Origin of the sequence: Ichthyenterobacterium magnum, from assembly GCF_003610635.1 — a bacterium.
In the GTDB taxonomy this organism is placed as follows: domain Bacteria; phylum Bacteroidota; class Bacteroidia; order Flavobacteriales; family Flavobacteriaceae; genus Ichthyenterobacterium; species Ichthyenterobacterium magnum.
In genome coordinates, this window is record NZ_RAQJ01000001.1 from 515,587 (window position 1) to 537,420 (window position 21,834).

Genomic DNA, 21,834 nt, shown 5'->3' on the forward strand with positions numbered 1-21,834 from the left:
ACTTATCTAAAACAAAGCTCTTAAACCTAAGCTAAATGTTTGTCCTAATCCTTGAAAATTATTACCTCTAACAAATTTATCAAAAGACGCTTCAACATTTAAAACATCTGTTAATTGATACTTTCCTCCAAAACCTAAAGATGTTGAGTTTTGAGAAAAATCATTTCCTAAATCAATTAAAAAAGCCTGTTTTGTATTTGCAAATACAGTAGTTTTAGATGAAGGGAAATAACTTAAAAACACACTTAATGGTACAAACAAACTATTATTTGCAAAGCGTTCACCGTTATTAAAATCTAGACTAGATATATCAATGTTATTTTCATTAACTCTTTTCTTTCCAAAGTTAAACCCTAAATCAGCTTCAGTAAAAACTTGCCATTTATTGCTTCCAAAAGTTTTATCGTAAAAGAACTTAGTTTCCCAAAACACACTTCTTTTATCTAAATATGGCGCATTAGCTTTATCTTTAAATATTGGTAAATACACAGAACTTGTAAAAGAAAAATTAGGAACACTAGCAAAAGGTTGTACTCTAATTGAAGGTGCTATGGTAGTTAAACCAAATCTTGCATTGGCATTATCTTCAAACTTAAAAACATCTAAAGCGCCTGCTCCACCAAATGTGTTTGATCTTACCTGAAAAATTAATCCAACATTAATACGAGAATTATTACTAACACCTGTATAAACTTCAGTAGTATTTGTAAAAAATGTTTGTCTCGGTATTGTAACAGATTTGCTACGTTCGTTTGTACTTTCGGTTTGCGTATAAATACTATTAAAAAACTTAATATCCCATTGCCCTTTCTTTAATAGTTTTGAAGGTGTATATTCTTGAATATTACTTTTTGATGTTTCTTCTGTATCGTCTTGTGCAAATCCAGAAAATGTAATGGTAGTTAATACTAGTAATGCAATTATTTTTTTCATAGTGCTATTTTTATTCTCCCAAAAGCGGGAATATGATTATTATTTGGTTACTACTTTATGAGATTCCCATTTCACTCATTAATTATTAAATAATATATTGTATTCATGAATCTACGATTTCGTGGGAATGACAAAATCATTGTTTATTTAAAGTCCAGTTATAAGTAAAGTAGGTAAGTTTATAGTTGTTTGGGATTTTTTCTTTTCTATATCTATTTATGAAATCTATTTCAGAACCGTTTTGAACAAAGTCTTCTTTATACCATTTTAAAATTTCAGAACCAGCAACACGTTTCTTTTTTACATTTACTTTTAGGAAACTCCCATTTAAAGCTTTTATTGTTTGTGCTTCTAGTTGTGCTTCTAATGTATCTGGCAAATACGCTTTATTAATTAAAGGAGGACAACCAATAGCTCCACAAACTAATACAAAATGAAAACGTGCATCTTTAAATTTTGCGCGTAACAATTTATTTTCAATCGTATTCAATGTTACCTCTTTACCAGCTAAACTATATTTAGTCTTATCAAAAAACCCATCATTATCTAAGGGTGAGTTTGTTGGATAATTATCTATGATACCTTTAATAACCGAAAGGTTATATGCGTTAATCCAGAAAGCTTGATACGTTTTAGAATCACTTTCAGAAACTTTAATTCCTTTTGCTAAACTTAATAATTCATTTAAAGCATCTTGTTTGGCATGTATTTTTGAATAGGCCACTTTTCCATTAGATACATTTGTTTCAAAAAAACTATCCGCTTTAGAAAAAAAGGTGTTCATATCTTGAGCAAACCCTAATGATGAAACTAAAAAAACTATAATTAATATATATGATTTCATTTTCTAATAATTTTATGTTACTGCAAATTTAATGTCCATTCTGTCAACTAAATGTTAGCTAACTTACACTCTTCAAAAAAAAATCTAGCGTCTCATTTCTAGATTAAACCTTACATTATATATTTAATTTAAACCTGTTCTAAATTGAAAACCTAAACTTAAGTTCTTACCTTTAGTTGCGACATAAGGCTCAACAACAACCAAAAAGTTTCCCGACTTCTCGGGCATTAAAAATGGAACATATTGTTATTATTGGAAACGGAATTTCTGGTGTCACTACCGCTAGGCATATTAGAAAGCTTTCCAACAAAAAAATTACTATTGTCTCTGCTGAAACCGATTACTTTTTTTCTCGTACAGCACTCATGTACATTTATATGGGGCACATGAAATTTGAACATACGCAACCCTATGAAAATTGGTTCTGGAAAAAGAATCGCATTGAACTAAAGAAAGGTTATGTTAAGTCTATTGAAACAAAATCTAAAACATTGCATTTTGCAGAAGGTGATTCTTTGCAATACGATAAACTCGTAATTGCCACAGGAAGTAAACCTAATAAATTTGGTTGGCCAGGACAAGATTTAGATGGTGTTATGGGCATGTATCACAAACAAGATTTAGAAAACCTTGAAAAACATGCTCCAGATAATAAAACATGCAAACGCGCAGTAATTGTTGGCGGTGGATTAATAGGAATTGAACTAGCCGAAATGTTACATTCTCGTCATATTCCAGTAACTTTTTTGGTAAGAGAAAGTAGTTTCTGGAATGGTGTTTTACCTGCTGGAGAATCTTCGATGATTAACAAAGAAATACTAAATAATGGTATTGATTTACGTTTATCAACCAATTTAAAAGAAATTGTATCTGATGAAAACAGAAAAGTAAAATCTGTTATTATTGAAGAAACGGGAGAAGAAATAGCTTGTAATGTGGTTGGTTTAACAGCTGGTGTATCACCAAATATTAATTTTTTAAAAGATTCTGAAATTGAAATTGGTCGTGGTGTAAAAGTAAATCGCTTTTTAGAAACCAATATCCCAGATGTATACGCTATTGGTGACTGTGCTGAGCAACACGAACCTATTGGGCAACGCAGACCAATTGAAGCCGTTTGGTATACAGGACGCATGATGGGAGAAACTGTTGCACAAACCATATGTAATAACCGTATAGAATACAAGCCAGGTCATTGGTTTAACTCTGCAAAATTTATAGATATTGAATATCAAACTTATGGTTGGGTATTTGGAGAACGTGGACGTCCAGATTATGAAAAACATTTTCATTGGATGCATCCCAATAACAACAAATGCATTACCGTGGCTTATCATAAAGACACAAATTTGTTTTTAGGAATAAATACTTTCGGAATTAGAATGCGTCATGAGTTTTTTGATAAAATTCTAACAGAAAAGCAAACTGTAGCATACGTTTTAGAACATTTAGCTGATGCTAATTTTGATCCTGAGTTTTACAAACTTTATGAAAATGAAATTATAAATCAATTCAATAAAGAAAATAACACCAACATTAAATTGAAAAAGAAAAGCTGGAAACGCATTTTCAGCGTATAGCTGTCATTCCCACGAAATCGTAGATTCATGAATACAATATATTATTTAATAATTAATGAGTAAAATGAGAATCCATATATAGATAACTAAAATCGATTCCTGCTTTCGCAGGAATGCCAAAACAAAATATGAAACATATTCAAAACATAGGACTTGGTTTATTTTTAACTGGTCTTGCCATATTTATCTCACTTATATTTCTTGGAAAATATGAAGTCTCGTCTCAATTATTTGACGAAATAGTAACAAACAAAGGCGTAAAAAGTGAGCTTTTTATAAACGATTTAAAAGCAAATGTTGTTGGAAAAAAATTTTCCAACCCATTTACATTTTCATCTAAAATTACATCTGCTTTAAAAACAGCAAATGAAACTCATAAACAAAATAACGAATGGAATAAAGTGATTTGGAGCAAACCACATAGTTTTGCTTACGAAATTGCAAAAAGTGCAGGTTCAGGACCCATAAAAGAAAACAAAGGTTTATTCTGGTGGCTTACTTTCGGACTTGGAATTATTGGTGCCTTACTATTTATCATTCCGCAAGTAATTACTTTAGGATCAGCTGGTATAAAGAACAATGGCATATTCCATAATGCAGCTACAAATCGTGGTTGGATTGGTTGGTTTGCTTTTATCTTTTTGGTAGGGTTTTATATACTACTCTATTTTAGACCAGATTATATTGTTAATTGGGTATATTTGGTTGACCCAATAAGCGAAAGCTTAAGTGGTAATCCAGCTAGCCAATGGTTTTTATACGGATTTTTATATTGTGTTGTAATGACTGTTATGGCTGTGCGTATGTACATAAAATATCGCCATAACAAATATCAAGTATTACGTACTACCTCTGTTTTATTTTTTCAAATAGTATTTGCTTTTTTAATTCCAGAAATATTAGTTCGTTTTGAAAAACCATGGTACGATTTTAAAAATGCATTCCCATTAGATTATGATTTTTTCTTCAAATGGAATTTAGACGAACTAATTGCTAGTGGTGGTTTTGGGTTATTCATTCTAATTTGGGGAATTATATTAACACTAGTAATTGTACCAGTTATGGTATACTTCTTTGGGAAACGTTGGTATTGTTCTTGGGTTTGTGGCTGTGGTGGTTTAGCTGAAACTTTAGGCGATCCATATAGGCAATTATCTGACAAATCTGTTAAAACATGGAAGTTAGAGCGTTGGTTAGTACATGGTGTTTTAGTTTTTGCATTAGTTATGACAAGCTTTACTTTATATGCGTATTTTTCTGGAGCTGATGCAGTTTTAGGAATTAAAACACAAACTATTCAAGATATTTATGGTTTTCTAATTGGTTCTATTTTCGCTGGTGTAATTGGTACAGGATTCTATCCTATTTTTGGTAATCGTGTTTGGTGTCGTTTTGGTTGCCCATTAGCAGCTTATATGGGAATTGTTCAACGTTTTAAATCACGATTTAGAATTACAACCAATGGTGGTCAATGTATCTCTTGCGGTAACTGTTCTACATATTGTGAACAAGGTATTGATGTTAGAGCTTATGCTCAAAAAGGTGAAAATATTGTAAGAGCAAGTTGTGTTGGTTGCGGTATTTGTTCGGCTGTTTGCCCAAGAGGTGTATTAAAATTAGAAAATGGCCCAGAAAAAGGACGTATTAATCCTACAGATATTTTATTAGGAAATGATGTTAATTTGATGGATTTAGTAAATCAGAAGTAAAAGTCTTCGATAAGCTCAGACCAACAACTGTTTTTCATTATTGTACAACAAAAAAATATCACGTTAATTATTAAAAACAAATTAAAGTTGCAATGCACAAATCCGACAGAAGCTATAAAAATTGAAAAACAGATACAAGGTTGGTCTCGAAAAAAGAAAAAAACTTTAATTGAAGGAAACTGGAAAGACTTCATTGAATTTTCAAAAAACTATACTGAATATGGACATCCAAATAAACGAGAATAGTCCTCGACAAGCTCGGACCGACAAATCGTTTTTAATTTGTCTTTTAAAAAAACATATAACATTATTCCTTTTTATACTATTTTCATGCTTATCAGCTTTTGGTCAAAAAACCTATCAGAAAACCTACTTTGATAATGGTAATTTAAAATCTGAAGGTTGGGTTGAAAACAATCAAAAAACTAAATACTGGAAGTTTTACTATAAAAATGGGACTCTAAAAAAAGAAGGTCGTTTCAATAAAGGCAAAGAAACAAAGTATTGGTATTTTTACCGCGCAGACGGAACCAAAGAAAAAGAAGGACATTTTAATAATGGCGTTAAAAACAAATGGTGGTTATTCTACGATGATATGGAAATGATTATTCACAAATGTCAGCTTAAAAACAATCAAAAAAACGGCTATTGTTTGATGTATGAAAACAAAAAAATAATCTCTGCAAGGAAATATAAAGCTGGAAAGCAAATTAAAGAATGGACAGATTTTAAGTCCTTTAGAAAAGAAAACAATTTAAGAGACCTTCAATGACCAAGACCTGTATTGAGCGTAACCGAAATATAAAAGTCATCATTCCTGCCTATAACGAAGCAGGCTCTATAGCCAATGTCATAAATGATATTCCAGAAATTGTAGATGAAATTATTGTTGTGAGCAACAATTCTACAGATGATACAGAAGCAAATGCCAAAAATGCTGGAGCTACAGTTTTGCAAGAAAACAGAAAAGGTTACGGTTACGCATGTTTAAAAGGTATGGATTACGTTGCCCAGCAAAAGAATGACCCAGATATTATTGTGTTTTTAGATGGCGATTATAGTGACTATCCCGAAGAACTTATAAAAATAGTTAATCCAATAATAAATGATAATATCGATTTTGTAATTGGAGCTCGTGTTAAACGACTACGTGAAAAAGGTTCTATGACTCCTCAACAAGTGTTTGGCAATTGGTTAGCTACTTTTTTAATGAAGATTATATTTAGAGCTAAGTTTACAGACCTTGGCCCTTTTAGAGCCATTAAATATGACAAATTATTAGCCTTAAACATGGAAGACAAAACCTATGGATGGACTGTAGAAATGCAGTTAAAAGCTTTAAAACAAAAATTATTGTATAAAGAAATACCTGTAAACTACAGAAACAGAATAGGCGTCTCAAAAGTTTCAGGAACCTTAAAAGGTAGTATCTTTGCAGGCGTAAAAATTCTAGGTTGGATTTTTAAATACAGTTTTAAGTAATGATTTTTAATATAGCTATTATAGTAATTTATACGATTGCGATTGTACTCATTTTCATGTATGCATTGGCGCAACTAAATCTACTATTTAATTATTTAGCCGCCAAAAAAAACCATAAAGACTGTCCAAAACTAAATCTTTCTAATTCTGAAGAAATCCCTTATGTAACCATTCAGCTTCCTGTGTATAATGAGCTTTATGTTATGGAACGTTTATTAGAAAACATAGCAGATATAGACTATCCAAAAGACAAATTAGAAATACAAGTTTTAGATGATTCAACAGATGAAACTCTTGAAACTACTGCTACTCAAATAAAAAAAATACAGCAAACCGGTTTAGATATTCAGCATATAACACGTAGCAATCGTGAAGGTTTTAAAGCTGGTGCTTTAAAAGAAGGTTTAGAAACTGCAAAAGGTGATTTTATAGCTATTTTTGATGCCGATTTTCTTCCAAAAAAAGATTGGCTAAAACGTACTATTCCATTTTTTAAAGATTCAGAAATAGGTGTTGTACAAACACGATGGGGACATATTAACCGTAACTATTCTTTACTAACCAAAATTCAAGCCTTTGCACTCGATGCACATTTTACACTTGAGCAAGTTGGTAGAAATAGTAAAGGGCATTTTATCAATTTTAATGGCACAGCTGGTGTTTGGCGTAAAGACTGCATTATTGATGCTGGAAATTGGGAAGGTGATACACTTACAGAGGATTTAGATTTAAGCTATAGAGCACAACTTAAAAACTGGAAATTTAAATACCTTGAAGATGTTGAAACTCCTGCTGAATTGCCTGTAGTTATAAGTGCTGCACGATCACAGCAGTTTCGTTGGAATAAAGGCGGAGCCGAGAACTTTAGAAAAATGCTTTGGCGTATTCTAAAATCTAAAAATATTTCGGCTAAAACTAAAATTCATGGCATGCTCCATTTATTAAATAGCTCTATGTTTTTAAGTGTTTTTATTGTTGCTGTTTTAAGTATTCCTATGTTATATATTAAAAACGAATATGCGCATTTACGTTTTTACTTTTACATGATGAGTTTCTTTGTTATTAGCACCGTAATTTTCTTTGTGTGTTATTGGTTTATGTACAAGAAAATCTATGGTAGTGGTTTTAAAAATTTCTTTTCTTATGTAGGCATGTTTTTTACCTTTTTCTCAATTGCCATGGGCTTTTCACTTCATAATTCTATTGCAGTATTAGAAGGTCATATTGGTAAACGTAGTGAGTTTGTACGAACGCCTAAATTTAATATTACAACCTTAAAGGATTCCTGGAAAGGCAATAAATATTTAAGAAAAAAACTATCCTTAAATGTCATTATAGAAGGTGGTTTAATGCTTTATTTTGCCTTTGGTTTATACAGTGCATTTGTAGTTGGTGACCAAGGTGGTGATTTTGGACTTTTCCCATTTCATTTAATGCTCTTTTTAGGTTTTGGGTATGTGTTTTTTAAATCTTTATCATCTAAAGTATAATGCAATTATGGAAGTTTCATAAAACTCCAATTCTTCTAACATTTGTTAGCGCAGTACTTTACTTTTTTTTCGCTTATAATTTAATTAGAACTGAATATAGTAAGTTAATCTTTTTATACTTTGGTTTATGTATTCTGTTTTATTTTGTGATGTATTCAACCAAGATTCCCCTTAGGTTTCTAGTTGTAATTTCCATTTTATTTCGATTAGTATTTTTAATGGCTACGCCAAATTTATCACAAGATTTTTATCGGTTTATTTGGGACGGACGTATGATTTTAGAAGGGATTAACCCTTATTTATTTACTCCAGAATCTTTTATTGCAAGTAACCAATTACCAATTAGTCAAGCCCAAGAATTATATATTGGTATGGGAAAACTTAATGCAAGTCATTTCACCAATTATCCGCCTATAAACCAACTATGCTTTAGTATTGCTGCTCTGTTTTCTGGAAAAAGTATTTTAGGCTCAGCTATGGTCATGCGATTACTCATTATTATGGCTGATATTGGAACCCTTTATTTTGGAAAGAAACTATTAGAAAAATTAAATCTTCCTATTAAAAATATATTCTGGTACATTCTTAACCCCTTTATTATTATTGAACTCACTGGAAATCTTCATTTTGAAGGCGTTATGATTTTCTTTTTAGTATGGAGTTTATACCTGTTACATTCAAATAAATGGAAATTAGCCGCACTTATTTTTGCTTGTTCTATTTCAGTTAAGTTAATTCCTTTAATGTTTTTACCATTATTTTATCAATGGTTTACTTCGACGCAGCTCTGTATAAGCATAAAAAAAGAAAATCTGTTAGATCAAGGCTTGACAAAGCTTATAAGCTTTTACGGTATTGTAGGTATTTCAACATTACTTTTATTTCTTCCTTTTTTTAATTTAGATTTTATAAGTAACTATAGTAAAACTGTTGCATTGTGGTTTAACAATTTTGAATTTAATGCAAGTATATACTATGTAGCACGAGAAATTGGTTATTGGTTTAGAGGTTATAATGAAATAGCAGTTATTGGCAAAACACTTGCAATTATAGTCGTTTTAATTATTTTAGGTTTAGCTTTTTTAAAAAAAATTAAAACGTTACCACAACTAATATCTGCAATGTTATTAGCTATAACTGCATACTTGTTTTTTAGCACAACAGTGCATCCGTGGTATATTGCTACGCCACTAATTTTATCTGTATTTACTAGTTACAAGTTTCCTGTTGTGTGGAGTTTTGTAATTATTCTAAGTTATTTAGCTTATATCAATATTGATAAAGCAGATAAATCTGAAAACCTATGGGTTATAGGTTTAGAGTACCTTATCATTTACAGTTTTTTTATTTGGGAAGTGTTTTTTAAAAAGCCTAAAGCTAATCTTCATCTTCAATAATTTCTGGGTCTTGAACTGCTTTTGGGTCATCTATCTCAAAATCTTCATAATCATCCTCATCATAATTTTGCATTGTAACTTGAAGTTTTGAACTCACTTTCACTAAATATTTAGTGTCATCAGTTACTACTTCTACAGCTTCAATAAGTTCATTATTTATATTAAATGAAATAATGTGATCATCATCATATCCATAAGGATATTTTTCAACTAATAATGCTAAGATTTCTGGAGTCAGCTTTTTAAAATCAACAATAACTCGTTTAAAATTATCTTTCATTTTAAATATAATAAGTTGGTTAATTACAACTCTAATATACAAACGAATTGTTATAATTTTAAAAAATACACAATAAATATTAGTGTATTAAATCATTTTAAGTGTATTAATTTCTTGGTTAGTAAGGTGTTTCCAATGACCTCTTGGTAAGTCTTTTTTAGTTAAATGTGCTATAGCTACACAATCAACTTTAATGATGTCATATTTTAAATGCCCAAAAATAGTGTGTAATATTGTGTTACCTGTATTCTTTATTTTTAAGCCAATTTCTTTTTTGGTGGCTCCATCAATGTAGCTTACTTCTTCAACATTAATAAGTTTGCCATCAATTTTAAGTCCTTCTTGTATTTTTTTAAAATCTTCAAACTTTAAATTTTTATCTAGTTCTATTTGAAATAAGCGTGATACTCCATTTTTTGAATTAGTGAATTTCTTTACAACGGTGTCATCATTAGTAAATAGTAATAAACCAGTAGAGTTTCTTCCTAAACGCCCAATTGGTTTTATTCTTGTAGATGTTGCATTGGCAACTAAATCCATTACAGTACGTCCTTTGTTTTCGCTAGTAGTGGTAGCAAAACCTTTTGGTTTATTTAGTAAAACATAAGTTTTCTTTTCTGGATTTATACGGCTTCCGTCGTAACGTACATCATCATCAATTTTAACCTTAAAGCCCATTTCTGTAACAACTTTTCCATTAACTGTTACTAAGCCAATTGCGATATGCTCATCAGCTTCGCGACGTGAACACATTCCAGAATTAGCTATATATTTGTTTAAGCGAATTTCATCAGGATTACTATTTGCTTTTTGCTGAGTTTTCTTTTTCATAAAAGGTTTTCCTTTTGAAAAATTTCTACCTTTTCCTTTATTACCTTGCTGCTTACTCATTGTAATTTTTTTTGCAAAGATACATAACCTTATTTCAAAACCTATTCTAGTATAGAATTTGTAAAATCGAAGAAATCCTTAATGGTATTGACTTACTTACACTACTACATTTAGAGCTTTGAGCAGATTAACTTTTAAGTCTTTTTTTAAAACTAAAAACCAATTTTAATATATTAAAAAGGAGTAAGATTAAAATGATTTTAACTGCAAAATTTAAAATTTTCAAAACTAACTCTGAAGCTTCTATTGACATGGCATAGCTTTCTAACGTTTCAGGGTGAATCCCTAAAACTATTGAAAATGACACTATAAAGAGTTTGTTGTTAGAAGGCATATCTGTGAATGAAAGCACACCATATACTAAAAAAATTTCCTAAAATTATAACGGCAATGTTCATTCAAATACGTTTTAAAACTAGATTAATATCAATCAACAAAATACAAAAAACACCTGCTACAATAATGACCTTTAAAATATTATGTAGTAACAAATAATGTGTTTTTGTACTTGACTTCCAAAGTAGCAATAGAAAAATAGTAAGTAAAACAACACTTAAATAAAAATAGAGATACATATGTCCAACTTCATATCTATATAGCAATAAATATGTTGGAATTAAAGTTAAAATAGCTAAAACAGTAAGCATTACTTTGCTTGTATTCTCGCCATAAGTAATTGGAATGGTTTTATAATTTAAAGCTAAATCTCCTTTTATATTTTCTAAATCTTTAGTGAGTTCACGCATTGAAATAATTAAGAATAAAAATAATGCATGTACAAAAATAACGGCATCAAAATTTTTATAATACATAAAAATGGCAAAAAAAGGAACAATGGTTAGTATCGCAGACGTAAGGTTGCCAACAAAAGGCATTTTTTTTAATTTATGTGAGTAAAGCCAAATACCAAATATGTATAAAGAAAAGAAAATAACAGCTCTAAACGACACATAACTTGCCATTATTACAGCCAAAAAATTAAGCACAAAATAAAATGACAGCTTTGTGTTTTGACTAACGAGTCTATCAAGCTTAGATTTTTCTGGTCTGTTAATTAAGTCCTTTTCAGAGTCGTAAAAATTATTAATAATATAACCAGCTGCAATAGTTGCTGCAGATGCTAATACGAGTATAAATAAATTACCATCAAACACAACCTGTTTTAATGGCTTATTATGAGCCAAAATATAAATTGATGCAAGATATTGTGCTATTACAATAATTAGAATATTGTAACCTCTAACCACAGAAAACATACTGAAAAATTTTAACAGTACATGCTTTTGTTTACGAGAAAACATAGGTGAATTTTTAGAAGTTATAAACGACTTCTAATTTATAATCTTTAAGAGATTGTTGTGCAATGTCAATATTTTCAGTAAAACCTAAAATATAACCTCCGCCACCAGAACCACACAGCTTTAAGTAATACTCATTGGTTTCAATGCCTTTTTTCCAGAGTTCATGAAATTGCTTCGGAATCATTGGTTTAAAATGATTTAAAACCACTTTAGACAATTGTTTAGTATTACTAAATAACGACTTGATGTCTCCTTTTAAAAAATCATCTACACATGCGTCTGTATGTTTTATAAACTGGTCTTTAAGCATACTACGAAAACCTTCTTGTTTCATATTCTCCATAAAAATACGAACCATAGGAGCTGTTTCTCCAGTAATTCCAGAATCTAATAAAAAGACAGCTCCTTTACCTTCATTTTTTTGAGATGGAATACCAGTTGCTTCAATATTATCTTTTGAATTGATAAGAATTGGAATACTTAAATAACTATTTAAAGGATCTAAACCAGACGATTTTCCATGGAAAAACGATTCCATTTCAGAAAAAATAGATTTTAACTTCAGCAGTTTTTCTCTTGTTAAATTTTCAAGAACTGTAATAGTATCTTGAGCATACTTATCATAAATAGCAGCTACCAAAGCACCACTACTACCAACACCATAACCCTGAGGAATAGACGAATCAAAATACATACCTGCATCAACATCTGCTTGCATTTTTTTAGTATCAAAAGTTACCAAAGCTGCATCAATATCTTGAAGATAGGCTACAAATTGTTTTAAGCTTTTATTAGATTTAATAGCTTCTTCAGATGGATTCTCATCCATCTTTAATGCGCCATTATAAAAACTATAAGGGATAGATAATCCTTTAGAATCTTTAATAATTCCGTACTCACCAAAGAGTAATATTTTTGAGTAAAAAAGTGGTCCTTTCATTTACTATCTTGATTTGGAACGATTAAGTTACAATTGTTTTGCTCCAAAACCTATTCTATCACAAATATAGTGACCATTTTGGCAATACGCAACTAACTCGTTTTTAATGAATTCATAAACCTGCTCAGCTTCATTTTCTGGATATAGAACATGCACATTAGCGCCTGCATCTAAAGTGAAGCAAACATGAGTTCCTGTTTCTTTTCTAAACGCCCAAATTTTATTAATTATTTCAAGCGTATTAGGTTTCATTAAAATAAAATAAGGCATACTTGTCATCATCATTGCATGTAAAGTCAACGCTTCACTTTCTACAATATTAATGAACGTTTTTAGGTCACCTACTTTAAATACGTTGATAAGCTCAGAAAGGTTTTTATGCGCTTGTTTAAATCGCTCTTTAGCAAATGGATGATTGTACATTAAATTATGTCCAACTGTACTACTTACTTGCTTTTCCCCTTTATCTACTAGCAAAATTGTATCGTGAAAATTCTTAAAATTTTCATGAACTTCAAAAGGGTATTTAACACCAAATAAGTCTGAACTTTCATCAATTTCTTCATGCTTTCCCCAAACTACCAAATCACCTTTTAAGCTTCTACATGCACTACCAGAACCTAAACGTGCTAAAAATGATGCCTTTTGTATGAAAAACTCTTCAGGTATATCTGAATCAAGTTCTTTTTCAATACTCATTAAGCATAATGCTAAAGCACTCATACCAGAAGCAGACGAGGCAATACCTGAGCTATGAGGAAATGTATTAGCTGTTTCAATTTTAAAATAATAATCTTTTAAAAATGGTAAATAAGATTCGATTCGCTTGAAAAACGTTTCAATTTTTGGTTTAAAATCGTCTTGCTGCTTTCCGTCTAAAAACACATCAAATGAAAATTCATCTTGATTACTTTTTTTAGAAAATGATAACGTTGTAGTCGTTTTACATGCATCTAACGTAAAACTTACCGATGGATTTTCTGGAATTTGATGTTCTCGTTTTCCCCAATATTTTACTAACGCAATATTACTTGGAGATGACCAAGTAAAACTTCCGCTTTCTAATAAATTGTTACATGCTTTTGGTATAAATTGTTGTTCTAGCATCAATCAATTTTATTCTGACAAAGACTGTTAAAAACAGGTTTGTTATTTATTTAAAAATTCTTCTGCAAAAGTAGGTAAATTTCATGGGTCTTTTCATTTTACATAGACATTGAAAGTAACTTTACCATAGTATTGTAATTTCTAGCTGTACCAATTGTTTTGAGTTTACGTTCGAAAAAACTCATATTAAATTTGGCTTTACCATATCCTTTTTCGCAATAAAAATAAATACAATCGTTGATGATAAAATACTCTTCGCCTTTATAGATTTTTTCTGAAGCAGCTTTTACCAATTCAGAATCTGGAGTTGTATGCAACATCGTAAAATAACTCTTCACTTTTTTTTCTTCAGAAAATGGGCAATCGTTAAAAATGCGTTGCAAATCTTGTCGTATTCTAACCAAAACCGATACTTCAAACCCAAACTTTTCTATAATAGCCTTTTGAATTTTATGTTCTAAATTTTGAAGATTTGTTTCTGCAGATTTTAAAATTATATTACCACTTTGTATGTAGGTTTTAACGTCTTCAAAACCAGATGCAGTTAATAGATTACGTAAATCTGCCATGGGTACTTTTTTGTGACCTCCAACATTTATTCCTTTTAGTAAAACTATATATATGTTCATTTATTTCGACATTGATTTTGCAGCAAGATATGCGCCAGTCCAAGCGTTTTGAAAATTAAAACCTCCTGTTACTGCATCTACATTTAATACTTCGCCAGCAAAGTATAAGTTTTTATGCAGCTTACTTTCAAAAGTTTTAAAATTCACTTCTTTTAAATTAATGCCTCCTGCAGTTACAAACTCTTCTTTAAATGTACTTTTCCCTTCAACCTTAAAAACGGCTTTTGTTAATTGTAATGCCAAAGCGTCTAATTGTTGTTTATTTAGCTCTGCCCAAGTTGTTTTTTCAGAAATATGAGATGCTAAAACCAATTGTTGCCAAAGTCGTTTAGGCAAATCAAATTGCGCAAATTTAAACACGGTTTTCTTATTTAGTTCTTGCTTTAATTCTTTTAAATTATCTAAACAATCGTTAAGTGATTGCCTTATAAAATTAATTTCTATTTCAAATTTATAATCACGTTTTGCCAGTTCTATAGCACCAAAAGCTGACAGTTTTAAAATTGCCGGAGCACTCATACCAACATGTGTAATAAGTAAAGGACCTTCAGATTCTAGATTAGAATCTACAACTTTAATGGCAACATTTTTAGCTACAACTCCAGGAATGGTTTTTATACGTTTGTCTTTAATATCAAAAGTAAACAGAGACGGAATTGGTTGAGAAATCGTATGATTTAAATCTTCGAGCAACTTCCATATTTTTGGGTTACTTCCCGTTGCTATCAATAGTTTTTCTGAAATGAAATCGCCTTGGTTGGTTTGTAGTTTAAAATTATCTAAACCATGAGATGCTTCGACTGCGCTCAGCATGACATTATCATTATTATTTGGGTAAATGGATTTTACCGAGTGGTTATATAAAATGTTAACATTATGCTTTTTTGCTTCATTTAAAAAACAATCAATTATTGTTTGTGATGAATTTGATACTGGAAACATTCTGCCATCGTCTTCAATTTTGAGTTCAACGCCTCTGTTTTCAAACCACTCAATAGTATCGCCTGTCATAAATTGATGAAAAGGGCCTAATAATTCTTTCTCACCTCTTGGATAGTTTTGTACTAGTTCTGAAGGGATAAACTCTGCATGTGTAACATTACAACGTCCACCTCCAGAAATTTTCACTTTTTGCAAACCTTCTTTTCCACGTTCAAGAATAGCAATTTTTAATTCAGGATTAAATTCTGCAATATTAATGGCTGCAAAAAATCCTGCTGCGCCGCCTCCAACAATTATAACGTCGTATTTTTTCATTGTAAAATTAACTGCGTAAATTTAGCATTATAAAAGCGTATCACCTAAATGAATAAATTCCTTTTCTCAATATTATTTCTTGCTACAAGTTGCAATACTGGTAACTTAAAAGTTATAGCAGATTTACCTATAGATTTAAATGAGGTTTCTGGCTTAACAGTTGATCAAAAAAACAATGTTTTTTGGATGATAAATGATAGTGGAAATAAATCAATTCTATATGGATTAGACAAAAATGGAACTATTATAAGAGAGATTTTTATTCATGCAAAAAATAGAGATTGGGAAGATTTAACTACAGATATATATGGCAATATTTATATTGGTGACTTTGGGAATAATGATAATGATAGTAAAGAATTAGCAATCTTAAAAATTGCGAAAGATTCGCTTAACAATAAAACTATTATTCCTGAAAGAATTTCATTCACTTATCCAGAACAAAAAAAATTCCCTCCCAAAAAAAGCAAACGTCATTTTGATTGCGAATCATTTTTCTTCTATAAAGATAGTCTTTACTTATTTACTAAAAGCAGAGTGTCAAAGAAAAAAGGACAAACAAATTTGTATCAGTTACCTTCAAAAAAAGGCCAATATAAAGCCAAATTACTAAGCTCATTTAATACTTGTGAAGAATCAGAATGTTGGGTTACTTCTGCTGACATAAATAAAGAAGGAAACAAAATGGCTTTATTAACTGAAAGCAATGTGTTTATTTTTTCAGACTTCAAAGACAATGATTTTTTTAATGGATATGTAACGAAATATAATTTTAATTTCAACTCACAAAAAGAAAGTGTATTTTTCAAAAATGACAGTACTCTTTATATTGCAGATGAATATTTAGGAATTCATGGTGGCAATTTATACGAGTTTAGCTTAAATGTTAAATCTAAAAATTAACTTTTTAAAGGTCGCATTAAACCTTCTTGTGCTACTGAAGCCACCAACTTACCATCTCTAGTAAAAATGTGTCCTCTAGCAAATCCGCGAGCGTTAGATGTGCTTGGCGTATCTAAAGTATACAACATCCAATCATTAAAATCGAAATCTCTAAAATACCACATACTATGGTCTAGACTTGCTGTTTGTGTATTTCCCCAATGTGCTTTACTCGCATGAGGATGCAGTGCTACACCCAAAATATTATAATCTGATATATACGTTAAAATCTGTTGTTTTGTTGCTAAATCTAAAGTTGAAGAATCTCCTTTTAATTTAAACCAAACTTCTGTATGTGGTTCTAAATCCTTTTTATCAAATGGGTTTATAATATCTACTGGCTTAAATTCTATGGGTCTTGGAATTTCTAAAAACGACTTAGTAGCCTTTGGTAAAAAATCACCAAATTGCTGAAGCATGTCACTCCAACTTGCTAATTCTTCAGGTTGCTTTATATCGTCTTTTATCTTAATTTGATGCTCATAACCATCTTCATTTTTATGAAAAGACGCTGCTATAATAAAAATAATTTTATCGCCCTGATTAGCAGTAACACGTCGTGTAGAAAAACTGCCTCCATCTCTAATTATGTCAACTTGGTAAGTAATTGGTAAAGCTAAATCTCCTGCTTCTAAAAAATAAGAATGCATGGAATGTAATACGCGACCATTTGTAATTGTTCTATTAGCAGCATTTAAAGATTGTGCTAAAACTTGACCACCAAAAACATTTGGGCTACCAACGGTTTTACTTATACCATTAAATTGATTTTCAGCTATTTTTTTTAAGACTAAAACCTTAAGTAAATCATTTACAGAATTCATTAATTACTTTAATTATTAAGACATCAAATATAACTAATTACTCTACTAAATAATCTTTCAATCTCTGTTTAATAAAATAGTCCCAGCCGCCTTGACAGCTTTGGCGAGTAAATTCGGGGATATCTTGAGGCAAGGTTTCTAAACCTTCACAAGTAATGCGCAATATTGATTGATGTTTATGCTCTAAAATCTCAAAAACAGCTATAGACTCACCTTCATATTCCTTGTATTGCCATGTATAAGTTATTTTTTTGTTTGGGATTACCTCAACAATTTTCCATAAGTGCGTGAATTGTCGCCCTTCGTTTTCGATTAAAAATTGGGTTGTAAAACCAACTTCGGGTTTGAAGTCTGGAATGTTTTCAAAATACCACTGTATCATTTGTTGGTGCTCTGTAATGGCTTTCCAAAGGGTTTCTGTAGATGTATTAAACCTTTGTTCTACAATAATTGGTTTTCTCATAACTTAAATACTCTAAAACCCAAAGCCCATCTTAAAAGCTATACGTAAACCATCATCACTATTAAAAGCTGAAATATTAGCAGTAATCATATCTGCTGCATTTGCGAAAATTCCACCTCCAATCGATGTATTCCAATTTCTAGAATTGTCATCTTCAATCCAAACGCGGCCATAATCTAATCCGCCATAAAGCCCAATTTGTAATGGTAGAATTCCTGTTTTAACTTTTCGTAGATTTAATCTTAAGTCTGTGCTTTGTACAAAAGCTCGCTTACCTGTAAAACGCTCATTTCTGTAACCACGTAATCCTTCATTTGCTCCAATATTTGCGGCTTGGTAAAACTCAAAACCATCTCCTAAATTAATTTGACCTTTTAATTTTGTAGCTAATACTAATTGTCCGTTTGGCATTAGTTTATAATTAAAACCAAGCTCTGGAATAAGATATCCATAGCCTTTTGAAGAATCGATGTTATTTTTATAACCTGTTTGTATAGCAACCATCATTCCTAATGTTGGAAATGCTTTGTTATCTAAATTTGCATAGTGATATTTAGCATCGATACCATAAAAATTATTACTAACATCTATATTATCACCTATAAAAACATTAATGAATCGTCCAGCTGTTTCTTCAATTTCATAAGACTCATAAGCTAATCCTATTTTAAAAATTGCACCTAAACGACCTCTCCAAATTAATGAAGGCGCTAACTTTATTGTTCTTAACTTCACACGATTATAGTCTAAATTTACATCAAGACCATCATTCTCGTCAGCTTCTGGATTAGGTGTTTCGTTTCCAAATCCAAAGAAATTAATAGCATAATTTGGACTAGTAAACTTAGCATTTAACTTAAGGTTCATGTTTCCAACCACATTTGCAAATTCTCCTTTGTACCCTAAATCGAAACCTTGAGTAGCAAAATAATATGCGCCAGAGATTGTATGTTGTGACGAAAAAGGATTTCTCTCAAAACCATAATTGGTTATGGTGTTAGTAAACCCAATTTTTAATCCGTCATCAGGATTTGAACCTATAGTTGGAATAAATTGGTTACTATTATTTTTTAGTTTCTTATGGTCATAAACATTAATTTGATAATCATCGGTTAGTTTTTTACTTCCAAGAATAGTAACAAACTTGCTTTCTTTGGTTTTATAATCATACATCTTAACTTTTTTACCATTTTGGATATTGTAAGTATCTCGATTCTGACCTCCAATTAATCGTAGTCTAATTAGCTTATCGCCTTCGCCTGAGACCTTAAACACATCATCATCATCTAAGCCATAAATCCATATTTCTTTAGTGTCATTACTTGTGTACGTACGTTGGTAAAATACATCTGCTTTTTCACCTTTTTTAATTCTATATCCTGTTACTTTTGTATTGCCCTTTGGCATACGCTTAACCTCAAACCAATCGTCTTTATTTGTCCCTTTTATAATAGCAAATTGATTAATATGATTGTAATACTCATCAGATATCTTTTGAAGATTTGCTCTTCTCCCTTGTAGCTTTCGTTTAATCTCTTGTATGGTTTTTTGATTTACTTCTGAAGGAAAATAAGTAAAGGCTTCATCAATAACAGCATCAGTTAAATTCTCGACAATATGCTTTACTTGAGCATCCCAAACACTTCGATTAGATTGATTTATTAAGGCCACATCTAAAGGATAAGGTTCTAAATTAAACCACTTTGGGCTTTTTAAATCTTCATCATAGCTCTTCATTAAACGTAAAGAAGGTATTACTGTTGTAGCAAAACTTAATAAAGCACCATCTGCCATAATAGAGAATGCTTGGTCTCGATCTCTTGGCATTGGTCTATAAATCGTTTTACTTTTTTCTTTAAATTTAGCCCAACGCCATTGATCTTCGTGTCTGTCCCAATCGCCAATAAGCATATCAAATAAACGCGCTCGTATGTATGCAGCTTCATCTAGTTTATGATCTTCATCTTCATGTAATTCTTTTAACAAATCATCTGTACTAATTAATTCATTTGAAAAACCAAAACTTGCCTTATCTCCATGTCCATCTGAGGCACGCTCTTCAATCATATATAACTCATCTCCAAACTCATCATTAAAATGACCTAAAGCATTTTGTTTTGGTATATAATATAAAACTGGATTTGTATGAAAGATGCCCACTGCTTTAGACAGCGTGCCAATAGTAAAAGGCGCATAAGGATGAGAACCTGTAAACACATCTAACAACAAGCCTTCTGTATACGTATCGTTAAATTGCCCTTCAATATATTGATCTTTAAATGCTACAGATTGAAGGTATTGCACGGCATTTTTCCGTAAAGCTCTCATTACATATTCTCTACCATCTTTATCTTTTAAACGTATGGATTTAGATTGGTGTCCACCTCCTTTTCGTACGACTGTTAAACCACCAAATAAAGTGTCTAAGTTAACCGTTGGCACTGTTACTTTTTTACTAAAATCATCACGATAACGTTCTCCCCAAAGCGTCTTATAAAGTCTACCTTTTGTTGTTTCTTTTTCAGAGTATATTGACGTTGTTTTTTTGTTTGAAAAGCTATTTGGGTACGTTGTAAATTTCTTTTTATCGTTTGGTTTTAAAACTTGTGTTTCAAAAACTACTTTATTATCTGCTACTGAATAAAACCGAACATAAGACGAACCATCTTTAAACACATCTAACCTAGCATAGCCTGAAGTTCCGTATGAAAATTGACCGTTACCTACATTTCGTGTTGCTGATACTTTAGATCCAGAACCACTAACAATTTGCGGTAAATTGTCCTGAACAATATACTGTAAATTATGGTCGTGCCCAGAAACAAAAATGGTTTTATTGTTTTCTTGAGATAAAGTAATGATGCGTTTTCTGAACTCGTTATACAGTTTATTTTGAATATCAACTGTGGTTACTCCACCTGTTTTTCTTATTAAATTTTTTAAAGTTCCTAAAACTGGAATAGGAGACATGTGACTCCCAAAAGAATATTGCCCACCATGAGAACCATTGGTAAACATAGGATGATGTACTGCTACAATAGTTGTCTTACCACGTGCCTTTTTTATCTGACTCTCAAATTCATCAAAAAACTTTGTTCGTGTTTTTATCTCACAATCATCATTTATCGTTGGGTGTTTATCCCAATTGGTTAAATACCACTCAGAATCTACAAGAATCAAAACAACATCATCTGAGATATTAACCTTTTCTATTGGGCAGCCATTTTCTGGTAAGAACGTGTTTTTTCCTAACTTATCTTCAACATATTTTTCTTGTCGTTTTAAACCTTTTACACCATCACTATACCAATCATGATTACCAGGAATAAAAATAGTTTCACCTTTAAAATTCTCAACAGCATTTATTTGTGTATTAAGCTGGTGTTCTGCAAATGCTCTTTGTTCATGTGATTTTTTTGGCAACCCATTTTCATAAATATTATCACCTAAAAAAATTACAGTACTGTTTTTAGATGCCTTATTTAATTCTGATTTAAAAGCTTTTATGGTTTGAGAAGAATTACCAATTGGACTATTTCCGCCATCTCCAATTAAGTAGAATGAATATGCTATTTCTTTATCTGGAAAGAATGCGGTAGCATTATAATTACTATACTGTGGCTTATACGTTGCGCAAGAACTTATTAAAAAAGTTATAAGAATGAAAACGAGGGAATATTTATGATGCATTATTTTGGTAGTTAATTATCAAGTTAAAGTTACGTCTTTTTTATAAATTACATCTAACCTAACACCGAAGGATTA

The 21,834-nt window shown here is 30.9% G+C and carries 20 protein-coding genes; 8 read left to right on the plus strand and 12 right to left on the minus strand.

Annotation, left to right across the window (positions count from 1 at the left end; all coding sequences use genetic code 11):
- Positions 1–6 precede the first annotated feature (6 nt).
- Positions 7–933: a hypothetical protein gene (locus tag BXY80_RS02480; protein ID WP_120199630.1), complete on the minus strand. Its 927-nt coding sequence runs from the start codon at positions 931–933 to the stop codon at positions 7–9.
- Between the two features lie 136 nt (positions 934–1,069).
- Complete coding sequence (locus BXY80_RS02485) at positions 1,070–1,777, minus strand: DUF547 domain-containing protein (RefSeq protein WP_120199631.1); 708 nt, start codon at positions 1,775–1,777, stop codon at positions 1,070–1,072.
- A 233-nt stretch (positions 1,778–2,010) separates the two neighbouring features.
- On the opposite strand from BXY80_RS02485, the gene BXY80_RS02490 reads away from it, so the two are divergent.
- From BXY80_RS02490 to BXY80_RS02515, 7 genes are all read left to right on the plus strand, one after another.
- Entirely contained in the window at positions 2,011–3,357 is a 1,347-nt protein-coding gene (locus tag BXY80_RS02490; protein WP_120199632.1) for an NAD(P)/FAD-dependent oxidoreductase, read from the plus strand.
- A gap of 128 nt (positions 3,358–3,485) precedes the next feature.
- Entirely contained in the window at positions 3,486–5,066 is a 1,581-nt protein-coding gene (locus BXY80_RS02495) for a 4Fe-4S binding protein (protein WP_120200331.1), read from the plus strand.
- A gap of 87 nt (positions 5,067–5,153) precedes the next feature.
- Complete coding sequence (locus BXY80_RS13880) at positions 5,154–5,312, plus strand: GIY-YIG nuclease family protein (RefSeq protein ID WP_162843260.1); 159 nt, start codon at positions 5,154–5,156, stop codon at positions 5,310–5,312.
- A complete protein-coding gene (locus BXY80_RS02500; protein WP_245977146.1) occupies positions 5,287–5,838 on the plus strand; it encodes a toxin-antitoxin system YwqK family antitoxin in 552 nt (183 codons plus the stop codon). The genes BXY80_RS13880 and BXY80_RS02500 overlap by 26 nt, the downstream gene beginning before the upstream one ends.
- Positions 5,835–6,548, plus strand: coding sequence for a glycosyltransferase family 2 protein (locus BXY80_RS02505; RefSeq protein ID WP_120199633.1), 714 nt, complete (start codon positions 5,835–5,837; stop codon positions 6,546–6,548). The genes BXY80_RS02500 and BXY80_RS02505 overlap by 4 nt, the downstream gene beginning before the upstream one ends.
- Positions 6,548–8,038, plus strand: coding sequence for a cellulose synthase family protein (locus BXY80_RS02510; RefSeq protein ID WP_120199634.1), 1,491 nt, complete (start codon positions 6,548–6,550; stop codon positions 8,036–8,038). The genes BXY80_RS02505 and BXY80_RS02510 overlap by 1 nt, the downstream gene beginning before the upstream one ends.
- Complete coding sequence (locus BXY80_RS02515) at positions 8,038–9,435, plus strand: mannosyltransferase (protein WP_120199635.1); 1,398 nt, start codon at positions 8,038–8,040, stop codon at positions 9,433–9,435. The genes BXY80_RS02510 and BXY80_RS02515 overlap by 1 nt, the downstream gene beginning before the upstream one ends.
- Here the strand turns inward: BXY80_RS02515 and BXY80_RS02520 are convergent.
- The 7 genes from BXY80_RS02520 to BXY80_RS02555 all read right to left on the minus strand — a co-directional run bounded on the left by BXY80_RS02520 (position 9,416) and on the right by BXY80_RS02555 (position 15,840).
- The gene (locus BXY80_RS02520; RefSeq protein ID WP_120199636.1) at positions 9,416–9,715 is read right to left on the minus strand and encodes a hypothetical protein; all 300 of its coding nucleotides are present in this window, start codon (positions 9,713–9,715) and stop codon (positions 9,416–9,418) included. The genes BXY80_RS02515 and BXY80_RS02520 overlap by 20 nt on opposite strands.
- 87 nt (positions 9,716–9,802) lie before the next feature.
- Positions 9,803–10,606 carry a pseudouridine synthase gene (locus BXY80_RS02525; RefSeq protein ID WP_120199637.1) on the minus strand — a complete coding sequence of 268 codons (804 nt, stop codon included), beginning with the start codon at positions 10,604–10,606 and terminating at the stop codon, positions 9,803–9,805.
- A 398-nt stretch (positions 10,607–11,004) separates the two neighbouring features.
- Entirely contained in the window at positions 11,005–11,907 is a 903-nt protein-coding gene (locus BXY80_RS02535; protein WP_120199639.1) for a geranylgeranylglycerol-phosphate geranylgeranyltransferase, read from the minus strand.
- Positions 11,908–11,917: 10 nt separating this feature from the next.
- On the minus strand, positions 11,918–12,847 hold the full coding sequence (locus BXY80_RS02540; protein WP_120199640.1) for a mevalonate kinase family protein: 930 nt from the start codon (positions 12,845–12,847) through the stop codon (positions 11,918–11,920).
- A 27-nt stretch (positions 12,848–12,874) separates the two neighbouring features.
- Positions 12,875–13,954 carry a diphosphomevalonate decarboxylase gene (mvaD, locus tag BXY80_RS02545; protein ID WP_120199641.1) on the minus strand — a complete coding sequence of 360 codons (1,080 nt, stop codon included), beginning with the start codon at positions 13,952–13,954 and terminating at the stop codon, positions 12,875–12,877.
- A gap of 98 nt (positions 13,955–14,052) precedes the next feature.
- The gene (locus BXY80_RS02550) at positions 14,053–14,583 is read right to left on the minus strand and encodes a DUF1697 domain-containing protein (RefSeq protein WP_120199642.1); all 531 of its coding nucleotides are present in this window, start codon (positions 14,581–14,583) and stop codon (positions 14,053–14,055) included.
- Positions 14,584–15,840 carry a BaiN/RdsA family NAD(P)/FAD-dependent oxidoreductase gene (locus tag BXY80_RS02555; protein WP_120199643.1) on the minus strand — a complete coding sequence of 419 codons (1,257 nt, stop codon included), beginning with the start codon at positions 15,838–15,840 and terminating at the stop codon, positions 14,584–14,586. It lies immediately after the preceding gene.
- 48 nt (positions 15,841–15,888) lie between these two features.
- Here BXY80_RS02555 and BXY80_RS02560 point away from each other — a divergent pair, with 48 nt between their 5' ends.
- A complete protein-coding gene (locus tag BXY80_RS02560; protein ID WP_120199644.1) occupies positions 15,889–16,743 on the plus strand; it encodes an NHL repeat-containing protein in 855 nt (284 codons plus the stop codon).
- On the opposite strand, the gene BXY80_RS02565 is transcribed toward BXY80_RS02560, so the two are convergent.
- Genes BXY80_RS02565 through BXY80_RS02575 form a run of 3 tightly spaced genes read right to left on the minus strand, consistent with a single transcriptional unit; the run spans position 16,740 to position 21,759 of the window.
- On the minus strand, positions 16,740–17,606 hold the full coding sequence (locus BXY80_RS02565) for an acyl-CoA thioesterase (protein WP_120199645.1): 867 nt from the start codon (positions 17,604–17,606) through the stop codon (positions 16,740–16,742). The two genes, BXY80_RS02560 and BXY80_RS02565, sit on opposite strands and share 4 nt — an antisense overlap.
- Positions 17,607–17,643: 37 nt before the next feature.
- On the minus strand, positions 17,644–18,069 hold the full coding sequence (locus BXY80_RS02570; protein WP_120199646.1) for an SRPBCC family protein: 426 nt from the start codon (positions 18,067–18,069) through the stop codon (positions 17,644–17,646).
- Between the two features lie 12 nt (positions 18,070–18,081).
- Positions 18,082–21,759, minus strand: coding sequence for a metallophosphoesterase (locus BXY80_RS02575; RefSeq protein ID WP_120199647.1), 3,678 nt, complete (start codon positions 21,757–21,759; stop codon positions 18,082–18,084).
- Between the last annotated feature and the right edge of the window lie 75 nt (positions 21,760–21,834).